The organism is Pseudoxanthomonas indica (assembly GCF_900167565.1).
GTDB classification, from domain to species: Bacteria; Pseudomonadota; Gammaproteobacteria; order Xanthomonadales; family Xanthomonadaceae; genus Pseudoxanthomonas_A; species Pseudoxanthomonas_A indica.
In genome coordinates, this window is sequence record NZ_FUZV01000002.1 from 1,431,392 (window position 1) to 1,443,879 (window position 12,488).

At 66.5% G+C, this 12,488-nt stretch carries 11 protein-coding genes; 9 read left to right on the forward strand and 2 right to left on the reverse strand.

Translation table 11 applies throughout. The features are described from left to right. Window positions 1–72: 72 nt before the first annotated feature. The 4 genes from der (at window position 73) to B5X78_RS17300 (ending at window position 5,804) form a co-directional block, all read left to right on the forward strand. Window positions 73–1,473 carry a ribosome biogenesis GTPase Der gene (gene der, locus B5X78_RS17285; protein WP_079725993.1) on the forward strand — a complete coding sequence of 467 codons (1,401 nt, stop codon included), beginning with the start codon at window positions 73–75 and terminating at the stop codon, window positions 1,471–1,473. A 26-nt stretch (window positions 1,474–1,499) separates the two neighbouring features. Next, window positions 1,500–2,732: a molybdopterin molybdotransferase MoeA gene (locus tag B5X78_RS17290; RefSeq protein ID WP_079725994.1), complete on the forward strand. Its 1,233-nt coding sequence runs from the start codon at window positions 1,500–1,502 to the stop codon at window positions 2,730–2,732. A 20-nt stretch (window positions 2,733–2,752) separates the two neighbouring features. Further along, window positions 2,753–3,892: a molybdopterin-synthase adenylyltransferase MoeB gene (gene moeB / locus B5X78_RS17295; protein ID WP_079725995.1), complete on the forward strand. Its 1,140-nt coding sequence runs from the start codon at window positions 2,753–2,755 to the stop codon at window positions 3,890–3,892. 79 nt (window positions 3,893–3,971) lie between these two features. After that, window positions 3,972–5,804 carry a monovalent cation:proton antiporter-2 (CPA2) family protein gene (locus tag B5X78_RS17300; RefSeq protein ID WP_079725996.1) on the forward strand — a complete coding sequence of 611 codons (1,833 nt, stop codon included), beginning with the start codon at window positions 3,972–3,974 and terminating at the stop codon, window positions 5,802–5,804. A 56-nt stretch (window positions 5,805–5,860) separates the two neighbouring features. Here B5X78_RS17300 and B5X78_RS17305 read toward each other — a convergent pair whose 3' ends face one another. After that, window positions 5,861–6,640 carry an alpha/beta hydrolase gene (locus tag B5X78_RS17305; protein WP_079725997.1) on the reverse strand — a complete coding sequence of 260 codons (780 nt, stop codon included), beginning with the start codon at window positions 6,638–6,640 and terminating at the stop codon, window positions 5,861–5,863. A 9-nt stretch (window positions 6,641–6,649) separates the two neighbouring features. Next, a complete protein-coding gene (locus B5X78_RS17310; RefSeq protein WP_079726257.1) occupies window positions 6,650–6,946 on the reverse strand; it encodes a DUF1244 domain-containing protein in 297 nt (98 codons plus the stop codon). Between the two features lie 43 nt (window positions 6,947–6,989). Here B5X78_RS17310 and folD point away from each other — a divergent pair, with 43 nt between their 5' ends. From folD to tadA, 5 genes are all read left to right on the forward strand, one after another. Beyond that, window positions 6,990–7,853 carry a bifunctional methylenetetrahydrofolate dehydrogenase/methenyltetrahydrofolate cyclohydrolase FolD gene (folD, locus tag B5X78_RS17315; RefSeq protein ID WP_079726258.1) on the forward strand — a complete coding sequence of 288 codons (864 nt, stop codon included), beginning with the start codon at window positions 6,990–6,992 and terminating at the stop codon, window positions 7,851–7,853. 87 nt (window positions 7,854–7,940) lie between these two features. Further along, window positions 7,941–9,398: an IMP dehydrogenase gene (gene guaB / locus B5X78_RS17320; RefSeq protein WP_079725998.1), complete on the forward strand. Its 1,458-nt coding sequence runs from the start codon at window positions 7,941–7,943 to the stop codon at window positions 9,396–9,398. Between the two features lie 186 nt (window positions 9,399–9,584). Then, entirely contained in the window at window positions 9,585–11,150 is a 1,566-nt protein-coding gene (gene guaA, locus B5X78_RS17325) for a glutamine-hydrolyzing GMP synthase (protein ID WP_079725999.1), read from the forward strand. After that, window positions 11,147–11,971: an aminoglycoside phosphotransferase family protein gene (locus B5X78_RS17330; RefSeq protein WP_079726000.1), complete on the forward strand. Its 825-nt coding sequence runs from the start codon at window positions 11,147–11,149 to the stop codon at window positions 11,969–11,971. Before guaA ends, B5X78_RS17330 begins: the two co-directional genes overlap by 4 nt. Next, window positions 11,968–12,474, forward strand: a complete 507-nt coding sequence (tadA, locus tag B5X78_RS17335) for a tRNA adenosine(34) deaminase TadA (RefSeq protein WP_079726001.1) — start codon at window positions 11,968–11,970, stop codon at window positions 12,472–12,474. The genes B5X78_RS17330 and tadA overlap by 4 nt, the downstream gene beginning before the upstream one ends. Window positions 12,475–12,488: the final 14 nt, after the last annotated feature.

Here is a 12,488-nt window from a genome sequence, read left to right on the forward strand (position 1 = left end):
GCTCCGCGCGGCCACTGTTCCGCGTCCGCCGGGCTCCGCCGGCCCCTCGATTCCCTTCCGCGAAACCTCCGCATGCTTCCGCTCGTTGCCCTTGTGGGCCGCCCCAATGTCGGCAAATCGACGCTGTTCAACGCGCTGACGCGTAGTCGCGATGCGCTGGTCCATGATCAGCCCGGCGTGACCCGTGACCGCAATTACGGCGTCTGCCGGCCCGAAGATCAGCGTTCGTTCGTGGTCGTGGATACCGGCGGCATCGCCGGTGAGGAAGAAGGTCTGGCCGGCGCCACCGCGCGCCAGGCGCGTGCCGCCGCCGAGGAAGCCGACCTGGTCTTGTTCATCGTCGATGGCCGCGAAGGACGTTCGGCGCTGGATGACGACATCCTGCGCTGGCTGCGCAAGGCGGCGCGGCCGACCCTGCTGGTGATCAACAAGATGGACGGCGTCGACGAAGACGCCGCCCGCGCCGAATTCGCCCGCTATGGCTTTGACGATGTCATCGGCATCTCGGCCAGCCATCGCCAGGGCGTGGATGACCTGCTCGAGGAAGTCTACGAACGACTTCCCGAAGAGGGCGACGCCGAAGCGCTGGACGAAGATCCCACCCGCATGCGCGTGGCCTTTGTCGGCCGGCCCAATGTGGGCAAGTCGACCCTGGTCAATCGCCTGCTCGGCGAAGAACGCATGATTGCCTCGGAAGTGCCGGGCACCACGCGCGATTCGATCGCCGTGGACCTGGACCGCGATGGACGCCAGTACCGCCTGGTCGACACCGCCGGCCTGCGCCGCAAGTCGCGCGTCGATGAGGCGGTGGAAAAGTTCAGCGTGGTCAAGACCCTGCAGGCCATCGAACAATGCCAGGTGGCCGTGCTGCTGCTGGACGCCACTGAAGGCGTGACCGATCAGGATGCCAGCGTGCTCGGCGCCATCCTCGATGCCGGCCGCGCGCTGGTGGTGGCCATCAACAAGTGGGATGGCCTGACCACCTATCAGCGCGAGCAGGCCGAATCCATGCTGGCGCGCAAGCTCAGCTTCGTGGAGTGGGCCGAATCCGTGCGCATCTCGGCCAAGCATGGCTCGGGCATGCGCGAGCTGTTCCGCGCGGTGCATCGCGCGCACGCCTCGGCCACCCACGAATTCAGCACCAGCGAGATCAACAAGGCGCTGGAAATCGCCTACGAAACCAATCCGCCGCCGAGCATCCGCGGTCACGTCTCCAAGCTGCGCTACGTGCATCCGGGCGGCAGCAATCCGCCGACCTTCATCGTGCACGGCACGCGTCTGAAAGTGTTGCCGGAATCGTACAAGCGCTATCTGGAAAACTTTTTCCGCAAGCGCTTCAAGCTGGTTGGCACGCCGGTGCGTTTCATCTTCCGCGAGGGCACCAACCCCTACGAAGGCAAGAAGAACGTGCTGACCGAACGGCAGGTGGCGAAGAAGCGCCGGATGATCCGCCACGTCAAGCGCGGCAAATAACCGCGTTTGCATAGTAGGGTAGGGCGATGAACTCTCCACACCCCGCATACCCAAGCCGCATCGGCCACGACGAAGCGCTGGCCATCATCGAAGCCGCCGGCCAGGCGCACCGCCTGGACCAGGAGCGCATCGCCACACGACGCGCCGAAGGCCGTGTACTGGCCAGCGACGTGGTGGCCGGCATGCCGCTGCCGCCGTTCGACAACAGCCGGATGGATGGCTTTGCCTTTCGCCACGGCGACATCGATCCCGGCCAATCGGCGCCTACGTTGCAGATCGCTGGCGAGCAGTTTGCCGGCCGCGATCTAGGCCAGGTGCTGGCGCCGGGCCAGTGCATCCGCATCACCACCGGCGCGCCGATGCCCGCTGGCGCCGACACGGTGGTGATGAAGGAAAACGTGGACGAACAGGCCGCCGCCATCTGCTTTCGTGAAGTCCCGCGCTTGGGTGCACACGTCGGCCGCGCGGGCGAGGACGTGCGGACAGGCGACACCGTGCTGATGGCCGGCGATGTACTGACGCCGGCGCGCACCAGCCTGCTGACCGCGCTGGGCCTGGCCGATGTCGCCGTGTCACGACGGCCCACGGTGGCCGTGTTCACCACCGGCGACGAGCTGGTGGAGCCCGGCATGCCGTTGGCGCCCGGTGAAATCTACAACAGCAACCGCGAACTGCTGATGGGCCAACTGCGCCAGCTGGGGCTGGAGCCGACGGCCTGGCCCAGCCTGCCCGACGATCCGGCGCGCGTGCGCAGCATGCTGCTGGATGCGGCCTCGGCGTTCGACCTGATCATCACCTGCGGCGGCGTGTCGGCCGGCGAGAAAGACTATCTGCCCGGGTTTCTGGGCGAGGCCGGCCGCATCCTGTTCTGGAAAGTGCGGATGAAGCCCGGCATGCCGCTGTTGTTCGGCGAGCTGGAATCGGCATTGTGGCTGGCCTTGCCCGGCAATCCGGTTTCCACCCTGGCCACGTTCCAGGCCTTCGGCGTGCCGTTGCTGGAACAGATGCAGGGCCGTCGCGAAGCGCGGCCACGCTGGTTCGCGCGCCTGGCGCTGGCGTGGTCCAAGCAACATCCGCGGCATGAGTTCCTGCGCGGCAAGCTGCAACCGCGCGAAGACGGCAGCCTGTGGGTCACGCCCAACCCGGCCGACGCCTCCCACCGCCTGCAGGCGGCCGCCGACAGCGATGCCTTGATCGTGCTGGCCGAGGGCGAACATGACTATCAGGCCGGCGACGTCGTTCGCGTGCTGCCGTACTGATCGGGTGCGATAATCGCGCCATGGAACTCCGCGAACTCAGTCCCGCCCAGGCGCGCGAGCGCGTGGCGCACGGCGCGATCTTCATCGACGTGCGCGAAGAACACGAACGTGCGCAGGGCCAGGCAGAAGGCGCGCTGGGCATCGCCAAAGGCGAACTGCTCGCCGAACCGGCTCGTCATCTCCCGGATGCTTCCCGCGAAATCGTGATCATCTGCCAGCGTGGCGGACGGTCGCTGGAGGCGGCCAGGGCGTTGCAGGCACTGGGTTACGAGCATCTGGTGTCGGTTACCGGCGGCACGACACGCTGGGTGGACGAGGGCCTGCCCACGGTCGTTCCGCAACTGGATCCGCAGGCCGCTGATTTCTACGAGCGCTACTCGCGCCACCTGTTGCTGCCGGAAGTCGGCATCGCCGGTCAACGCCGCCTGCAGCAATCGCGCGTGTTGATGATCGGCGCCGGTGGGCTCGGCTCACCGGCCGGTTTCTACCTGGCGGCGGCGGGCATTGGCCATCTGCGCGTGGCCGACGACGACGTGGTCGACCGCAGCAACCTGCAACGCCAGATCCTGCATACCGAAGCGCGTATCGGCCAGGCCAAGGTCAGCTCGGCGCAGGCCACGCTCGCCGGGCTCAATCCAGGGGTGCAGGTCGAAGCGGTGCAGGAGCGAGTGACCTCCGACAATGTCGAACGGCTGCTGGAAGGGGTGGACGTGGTGCTCGACGGCGCCGACAACTTTCCGGTGCGCTACCTGCTCAACGATGCCTGCGTGAAGCTGGGCAAGCCGCTGGTGTATGGCGCCGTGCAGCGGTTCGAGGGGCAGGTGAGCGTGTTCGACGCCGGCCGCCACCGTGGTGAGGCGCCTTGCTATCGCTGCCTGTTCCCCGAGCCGCCGCCGCCGCAGTTCGCGCCCAACTGCGCCGAAGCCGGCGTGCTGGGCGTGCTGCCTGGGGTGGTCGGCCTGTTGCAGGCCACCGAAGTGATCAAGCTGCTGCTGGGCGCGGGCGAGCCCCTGCGGGGGCGGCTGCTGCACTTCGATGCCCTCGGCATGCGCTTTCGCGAGACACGCCTGCGAGCGGATCCGCATTGCGTGGTCTGCGCGCCGGGGCAGGCCTTCCCGGGCTACATCGATTATCAGAAATTCTGCGCAGTCGGTGCCTGAGCCAGTCAGGGCACGCCTGCTGACAACCGGGCGTGGGCAAAAAGGGCGGCCGGCCGCCGCTTGCCGCTAGACTGTGGCCATGTCAGTTGAAAACACCACCAGCGATCTGATCAACGTGGTGGCGCTGTTGGGCGCCGCCGTCGTGGCCGTACCCATCTTCCGCCGCCTGGGCCTGGGCTCGGTGCTCGGCTATCTCGCCGCGGGCTTGCTGATCGGCCCGTTCGGCTTCGGCTGGTTCTCCGACCCGCAATCGATCCTCCACGTGGCCGAACTGGGCGTGGTGATGTTTCTGTTCGTGATCGGCCTGGAAATGCGGCCCTCGCATCTGTGGAGCCTGCGCGGCGAGATCTTCGGCCTGGGCACCTTGCAGATCCTTACGTGCACGCTGCTGCTGACCGGCGTGGTGTACCTGTTCGGCTATTCGCTGCCGGTGTCCTTCATTGGTGCCATGGGCTTCGTGCTGACCTCCACGGCGGTGGTCATGCAGCTGCTGGGCGAACGCGGCGACATCGCGCTGCCGCGCGGCCAACGCATCGTCTCGATCCTGTTGTTCGAAGATTTGCTGATCGTGCCGCTGCTGGCGATCGTGGCGTTGATGTCGCCGGTGGTGCACGCGCAGGGCGGCGACTCGCGCTGGCTGGGCATCGGCATCGCCGCCGCCTCGGTGGCCGGGTTGATTGCCGCCGGCATCTGGCTGCTCAATCCGCTGTTCCGCATCCTCGCAGCCGCCAAGGCGCGCGAAGTCATGACCGCGGCCGCGCTGCTGGTGGTGCTGGGCGCGGCGCTGCTGATGCAGTTGGGTGGCCTGTCGATGGCCATGGGCGCCTTCCTGGCCGGCGTGCTGCTGTCCGAGTCCACCTTCCGCCATCAGATTGAAGCCGACATCGAACCGTTCCGCGGCATCCTGCTCGGCCTGTTCTTCCTGGCCGTGGGCATGGCGCTGGACCTGGGCGTGGTCTACCGCAACTGGCCTTTCATCCTCGGCGCGGTGCTGGCGATGATGGTGGTCAAGGCGATTGCCATCTACGTGGTCGCGCGCGTGACCCGCACCTGCCACGCCGAGGCGCTGGATCGCGCGGTGCTGATGGCGCAGGGCGGCGAGTTCGCCTTCGTGCTGTTTGCCGCCGCCGCCGCCGCGCGCGTGATCGATGGCGAGACCGCCGCCAACCTGACCGCCATCGTGGTCATCTCGATGGCGCTGACGCCGCTGGTGGCCACGCTGTTCCGTCGCTTCACCCCCAAGACGCAGGCCAACCTGGAAGGGGTGGATGCAGCCGAAGGCCTGAGTGGCAGCGTGCTGATCATCGGCTTCGGCCGCTTTGGCCAGGTGATGAGCCAGTCGTTGCTGGCGCGCGATGTGGACGTGACCATCATCGATACCGACATCGAGATGATCCGCAGCGCCGAGGAATTCGGCTTCAAGATCTACTACGGCGACGGCACCCGTCTGGACGTGCTGCACGCCTGCGGCGCCGACAGCGCCCGCGCCATTGCGGTGTGCATCAATGATCGCGAAGCGGCCAACCGCATCGTCGAACTGGTCAACCAGGAATTCACCCAGGCCAAGCTGCTGGTGCGTTCTTTCGATCGCGAGCATTCGCTGCAACTGGTCGCCGCCGGGGTCGACTTCCAGATTCGCGAGACTTTTGAATCGGCCGTGCAGTTTGGCGAGGCCGCGCTGGTGGAACTGGGCGTGCCGGAAGATGAAGCCGCCAATATCGCCGCCGAAGTGCGTCGCCTGGACGCGGAACGCTTCGAACTGGAAATGGCCGCAGGCGACGTGCGCGCCGGCATCCCGCTGATGCGCGGCAATATCCCCACCAAACCCACGCCGACGCCATTCACTCCGCCACGTCGCGAAGCCCGCCCGCTCAACGAAGAAGCCGCCGAGGCCATCGGCGAAGAAGAGTAGGAGGGGCTTCAGCCCCGAAACCGGGAAGCCTGATCGCCCGACTGAAGCCGACCTGCCTAAGGCGGCGCCAGGAAGTCCTGCAGCGCCGCCCAATAGCCGCTGGCCAGCGACACATCGTCGTGCCCTGCCGCAGGGAAGTTCACCACAGTGGGCGGGCTACCCAAGTCCCTCACCAGCCGATCCGTATTGGCCGGCGGCACCACCGCATCGCGTCCTGCCCGCAGGATCAGCACGCGGCCGCGGTACGCCTTCAGCGCTGACACCGAGTCGTAACGATCCTTCACCAGCCAGCGCACCGGCAGCCACGCATAGTGGCGGGCAGCGACATCCGCCAAGCTGTCGAAGGGCGTAATCAACACCAGCTGCCGGACCGGGCGTTGCGCGGCCAACTGGCTGGCCACGCCGCTGCCCAGGCTGCGGCCGACCACCGCGACGTCTCCATGCGGATGACGCCGCCTTACTTCGTCATGAAGGGCGACGGCATCGGCGACCAGATCCGCCTGGCTGGGCGATCCGGGATTGCCGCCGTAGCCGCGATACGGCAGCAGATACACCGTACGCTGCGGCAGCCGGGTCAGAAAATCCTCGCGATTGTCCTGCACGCGTTCGGCATTGCCGCCAAAGTAGATCAGCGCATCCGGCTTGCCCGGGTTGATCACCCAGCCGCGCAATAGGCCCACGGGGCGGGGCAGCTCGAAATCCGTGGCGGCCTCGTTCTGGCCGGCCTGCGTGTACTGGGGAAAATAGATCAGGCTGCGTTGCCTGACATACAACAATGCGCATACCGCCACATAGCCGATGGCGAGCAGCGCGGGCAGCCAGAGCCAGCGACGCATGCCGGGCGCTCAGTCGTGCCGGCGATGGCTGTGTTCGAAGGCGGCGCGCTGTTCGGGCGTGGCTTCGGTCTGATGGCGCGCCTTCCACTCGCTGTACGGCATGCCGTAGATGCGTTCGCGCGCGGCGTCCTTGTCCATGCTATCACCGGCGGCTTCGGCGGCCTGCCGATACCAGTCGGCCAGGCAATTGCGGCAGAAGCCGGCCAGGTTCATCAAGTCGATGTTCTGCACGTCCGGGCGCTGCTCGTTGAGATGCTGCAGCAGGCGGCGGAACGCGGCGGCTTCCAGGGCGGTGTTGTCGGTCATGGCGTCGTACAATAACAGCTGACTCCGCCCCCCTGTGTTGCTGATGACTGCCCGAATCCTGGACGGACGCCGCGTTGCCGAAAACCTGCTCGACGAGCTCAAGGCGCGCGTCGATGCGCGCGTGGCGGCCGGCCAGCCGCGCCCGGGTCTGGCGGTGGTGCTGGTGGGGGGTGATCCGGCCTCGACCGTGTACGTGCGCAACAAGCGACGGGCGGCGGAAAAGGTGGGCATCCATGCCCATGACTACGACCTGCCGGCCGGCACCAGCGAGGCGCAACTGCTGGCCCTGATTGACCAGCTCAACGCCGACCCGGCCATCCACGGCATCCTGGTGCAGTTGCCGCTGCCGGGGATTGCCGACGCCAGCCGCCTGCTGCACCGGATTGATCCGCGCAAGGACGTGGATGGATTCCATCCCGAAAATGTCGGCCACCTGGCCTTGCGCCAGTTCGGCCTGCGGCCGTGCACGCCGCGCGGCATCACCACGCTGCTGGCGTACACCGACCGCCCGGTGCGCGGCCAGAACGCCACCATCGTGGGGGTCAGCAATCACGTGGGCCGGCCGATGGCGCTGGAGTTGCTGATTGCCGGTTGCACGGTGACCAGCTGCCACAAGTTCACCCCGCTGGACGTGCTGGAAGCGCGCGTGCGCGATGCCGACATCCTGGTGGTGGCGGTGGGTCGCCCGGGCCTGATTCCCGGCGATTGGGTCAAGCCCGGCGCGGTGGTCATCGATGTGGGCATCAATCGCCTGGATGACGGCCGGCTGGTGGGCGACGTGGGCTTCGAGGCGGCGGCCGGACGCGCCAGCTGGATTACCCCGGTGCCCGGCGGCGTGGGCCCGATGACCGTGGCCACGCTGATGCAGAACACGCTGGAAGCGGCCGAGGCTGCAGTTTCCGGCTGACCTACAAGACGCAGCGTTCGGTTTCGAGGTGCCAAGAGGGCGGCAAACGCGGTAGAATGTCGCGCTTCCCCACACTCGGGTCCGCCGATGCTGCGCATCCAGGCTGAAGCACTGACTTACGACGACGTTTCGCTCGTCCCCGCCCACTCTCTCGTCCTGCCCAAAGACGTCAGCCTGGAGACGCGCCTGACGCGCGGCCTGCGGCTGAACCTGCCGATTGTCTCGGCCGCGATGGACACCGTGACCGAAGCCCGCCTGGCCATTGCGATGGCGCAGATGGGCGGCATCGGCATCATCCACAAGAACCTGACCGCCGAACAGCAGGCCGCCGAAGTGGCCAAGGTCAAGAAGTTCGAAGCCGGCGTGATCAAGGAGCCCTTCACCGTTGGTCCGGAAACGACCATCGCCGAAGTGCTCAAGCTGACCCGCGCGCGCAACATCTCCGGCGTGCCGGTGGTGGAGGGCGGGCAACTGGTCGGCATCGTCACCAGCCGCGACATGCGCTTCGAGACCAAGCTCGACGATCCGGTCCGCCACATCATGACCAAGAAGGATCGCCTGATCACCGTGCGCGAAGGCGCCAGCGATGAGGAAGTGCTGCAGTTGCTGCACAAGCACCGCATTGAAAAGGTGCTGGTGGTCAATGACGGCTTCGACCTGCGCGGCCTGATCACGGTCAAGGACATCCAGAAGAAGACCGACAACCCCAACGCCGCCAAGGACAGCGCCAGCCGTCTGGTGGTGGGCGCAGCGGTTGGCGTGGGTGGTGACACCGAACAGCGCGTCGAAGCACTGGTGGCGGCTGGCGTGGACGTGGTCATCGTCGATACCGCGCACGGCCATTCGCAGGGCGTGCTGGATCGCGTCAGCTGGATCAAGAAGCGCTTCTCCGGGCTACAGGTCATCGGCGGCAACATCGTCACCGGCGATGCCGCGCTGGCGCTGATGGATGCCGGCGCCGATGCGGTCAAGGTCGGTGTGGGCCCCGGTTCGATCTGCACCACCCGCATGGTCGCCGGTGTCGGCGTGCCGCAGGTGACCGCGATCGACATGGTCGCCGAAGCCTTGAAGGATCAGATTCCGCTGATCGCCGACGGCGGCATTCGCTATTCCGGCGACATCGGCAAGGCGATTGCCGCCGGTGCATCGACGGTGATGATCGGCGGCCTGTTCGCCGGCACCGAGGAAGCCCCGGGCGAAGTGGAACTGTTCCAGGGTCGCAGCTACAAGAGCTACCGCGGCATGGGCAGCCTGGGCGCGATGGAGAAGGGCAGCAAGGATCGTTATTTCCAGGACGCCTCCGACGCCGACAAGCTGGTGCCGGAAGGCATCGAAGGCCGCGTGCCGTATCGCGGCTCGGTCGGCGGCATCCTGCACCAACTGGTCGGTGGCCTGCGCGCCACGATGGGCTATGTGGGCTGCGCCGGCATCGAGGAAATGCGCAGCAAGCCCAAGTTCGTCAAGATCACCGGTGCGGGCCAGCGCGAAAGCCACGTACATGATGTGCAGATCACCAAGGAACCGCCGAACTATCGGATGGGCTGAGATTGCATTGATGGCAAGCGGACACGGGGAACACGGATGGACGGCGCGATGCGCGCCGCGAAATTCCAGGTTCCCCGTTGCCGTATCTGGCATCCGCTGACGTTGGTTCCTGTTTCTCCAATGGCCGGCTGATGCCTGGCTGGCAGCACCACCTTCCCGTTTACGCTACGGATGACACCGCCGCTCATGATCGACGTCCACTCAGACAAAATCCTCATCCTCGATTTCGGCGCGCAATACACGCAGCTGATTGCCCGGCGCATCCGCGAGATTGGCGTCTACTGCGAAATCTGGGCCTGGGATCATGATCCCGAGGAGATTGCGAAGTTCGGCGCCAAGGGCATCATCCTGTCGGGTGGTCCGGAGTCGACCACGCTGGAAGGCGCACCCAAGGCACCGCAGCAGGTGTTCGATGCCGGCCTGCCGATCCTCGGCATCTGCTACGGCATGCAGACCCTGGCCGCGCAGCTGGGCGGCGCCACCGAAGCGGCCGACGCGCGCGAATTCGGCCACGCCGAAGTGGAACTGGTCGCGCATGACGCACTGCTGGGTGGCCTGAGCGATCACGACGGCGACGCCCGCATCGATGTGTGGATGAGCCATGGCGATCATGTGGCCAAGGCGCCGCCGGGTTGGACGGTCACTGCGGTCACCGATCGCATCCCGGTCGCGGCGATGGCGCGGGAAGACAAGCGCTGGTACGGCGTGCAGTTCCATCCCGAAGTGACCCACACCAAGCAGGGCCAGACCCTGCTGCGCCGATTCGTGGCGGAAATCTGCGGCTGCAAGACACTGTGGACCGCGGCGCACATCATCGACGATCAGATTGCGCGCGTGCGCGATCAGGTGGGCAGCGATGAAGTCATCCTGGGCCTTTCAGGCGGCGTGGATTCCTCCGTCGTCGCCGCGCTGCTGCACAAGGCCATTGGCGATCAGCTTACCTGCGTGTTCGTCGACACCGGCCTGCTGCGCTTCCAGGAAGGCGACCAGGTGATGGCGATGTTCGCCGAGCACATGGGCGTGAAGGTGGTACGCGTCAATGCCGCCGATCGCTATTTCAGCGCGCTGAAGGGCGTCAATGATCCGGAGGCCAAGCGCAAGATCATCGGCAACCTGTTCGTCGAGATCTTCGAGGAAGAGTCGCACAAGCTCAGCAACGCCAAGTGGCTGGCGCAGGGCACGATTTATCCCGACGTGATCGAATCGGCCGGCAGCAAGACCGGCAAGGCGCACGTGATCAAAAGCCACCACAACGTCGGTGGCTTGCCCGAGCACATGAAGCTGGGCCTGGTGGAACCGCTGCGCGAGTTGTTCAAGGACGAGGTGCGTCGCCTGGGCGTCGAACTGGGCCTGCCGCGCAGCATGGTCTATCGCCATCCGTTCCCGGGCCCGGGCCTGGGCGTGCGCATCCTGGGCGAAGTGAAACCCGAGTACGCGGAGCTGCTGGCCAAGGCCGACGCGATATTCATCGACGAACTGCGCAAGGCCGACTGGTACGACAAGACCAGCCAGGCGTTCGCGGTGTTCCTGCCGGTCAAGTCGGTCGGCGTGGTCGGCGATGCGCGCGCCTACGAGTGGGTGATTGCACTGCGCGCAGTGGAGACCATCGACTTCATGACCGCGCACTGGGCGCACCTGCCGTATGAGCTACTGGGCACGGTGTCCAACCGCATCATCAACGAGCTGCGCGGCGTCTCGCGCGTGGTCTACGACATCAGCGGCAAGCCGCCGGCCACCATCGAGTGGGAATGAGCAATTCGCCGTTCGAGCCGTGGCTGCAACGCTGGCAGCTCCGGCCCGAGGGTGAAGCACTGGAAACACCTTCCAGCCACTTGCTGCCGGTACGGCGTGCAAGTGGCGTGGCGGCGATGCTGAAGGTTTCGCACGACGAACTCGAACGCCAGGGCGCGGCCTCGCTGGCGTACTGGGCGGGCGAGGGCGCGGCTGAAGTGTATGAGCGGGAAGGAGCGGGGTTGTTGATGCAACGCGCCACCGGCACGGCCTCGTTGATGGCGATGGCCACCCATGGCCAGGACGACGAGGCCAGCCAGATCGCCTGCCAGGTGATTGCCGCACTGCATGCGCCGCGCGCGCGGGCCTGGCCCGATGCGCTGGTACCGCTGGCACGCTGGTTCCAATCGCTGGAACTGGCCGCCAAGCGCGAAGGCGGCATGTTCGCGCGCGCGATGAAACAGGCCGAGGAGCTGCTGGCAAGCGCTGAAGCGGCGCGTCCACTGCACGGCGACATCCACCACGACAACGTGCTCGATTTCGGCGCCCGCGGCTGGCTGGCCATCGATCCCAAACCGCTGCAGGGCGATCGGGGATTCGACTACGCCAATCTGCTGTGCAACCCCGAATTGCCTACGGTTACGCGGCCTGATCGCTTCCATCGCCAGTTGCAGGTGGTCTCGCGGGCCGCGGACTTGCCGCCAGCGCGGCTTGCGGGCTGGACCTTGGCTTATGCGGGGTTGTCAGCCGCGTGGTTCCTGGAAGACGGCGACAGCGTGCGCGCGCAGTCGGATCTGGCGGTTGCCAGCCTGGCGCTGGGTGCGTTGGAATCGCGCCCATGAGCACTCCGGAATTCCACGCAGAGGACACGCAGGCCAGCGCCGACGAGCGCTGGATGCGCCATGCGTTCGCCCTGGCCGAGCGAGCCGAGCGGGAGTTCGACGAGATTCCGGTGGGTGCGGTGCTGGTGGATGCCGATGGCAGCGTGCTGGGCGAGGGCTGGAACCGCAACTTGGCCGACCATGATCCCAGCGCGCATGCCGAAATCATCGCCATGCGCGAGGCCGGCCGTGCGCTCGGCAACCATCGACTGGTTGGCACCACCCTGTATGTGACGCTGGAGCCATGCGCGATGTGCGCGATGGCGCTGGTGCATGCGCGGGTGGCGCGCGTGGTGTTTGGCGCCACCGACCCCAAGACCGGTGCCTGCGGCAGTGTGTTCGATCTGCTTGGCGACCCGCGCCACAACCATCGCGTGCAAGTGCAGGGCGGGGTGCTCGGAGACGAGGCGAGTCGCCGGCTGACCAACTACTTCCGCGCCAAGCGCAATCGTCCGCTGATCTGATCAGCGAGTCGGGA

Excerpts from the sequence above, each read along its gene's own strand:
- moeB (WP_079725995.1), top strand. The coding sequence starts at position 2,753 with ATGGAACTCCGCGAACTCAGTCCCGCCCAGGCGCGCGAGCGCGTGGCG.
- folD (WP_079726258.1), top strand. The coding sequence starts at position 6,990 with ATGACTGCCCGAATCCTGGACGGACGCCGCGTTGCCGAAAACCTGCTC.
- tadA (WP_079726001.1), top strand. The coding sequence starts at position 11,968 with ATGAGCACTCCGGAATTCCACGCAGAGGACACGCAGGCCAGCGCCGAC.
- guaB (WP_079725998.1), top strand. The coding sequence starts at position 7,941 with ATGCTGCGCATCCAGGCTGAAGCACTGACTTACGACGACGTTTCGCTC.
- B5X78_RS17290 (WP_079725994.1), top strand. The coding sequence starts at position 1,500 with ATGAACTCTCCACACCCCGCATACCCAAGCCGCATCGGCCACGACGAA.
- guaA (WP_079725999.1), top strand. The coding sequence starts at position 9,585 with ATGATCGACGTCCACTCAGACAAAATCCTCATCCTCGATTTCGGCGCG.
- B5X78_RS17310 (WP_079726257.1), bottom strand. The coding sequence starts at position 6,946 with ATGACCGACAACACCGCCCTGGAAGCCGCCGCGTTCCGCCGCCTGCTG.
- B5X78_RS17300 (WP_079725996.1), top strand. The coding sequence starts at position 3,972 with ATGTCAGTTGAAAACACCACCAGCGATCTGATCAACGTGGTGGCGCTG.
- B5X78_RS17330 (WP_079726000.1), top strand. The coding sequence starts at position 11,147 with ATGAGCAATTCGCCGTTCGAGCCGTGGCTGCAACGCTGGCAGCTCCGG.
- der (WP_079725993.1), top strand. The coding sequence starts at position 73 with ATGCTTCCGCTCGTTGCCCTTGTGGGCCGCCCCAATGTCGGCAAATCG.
- B5X78_RS17305 (WP_079725997.1), bottom strand. The coding sequence starts at position 6,640 with ATGCGTCGCTGGCTCTGGCTGCCCGCGCTGCTCGCCATCGGCTATGTG.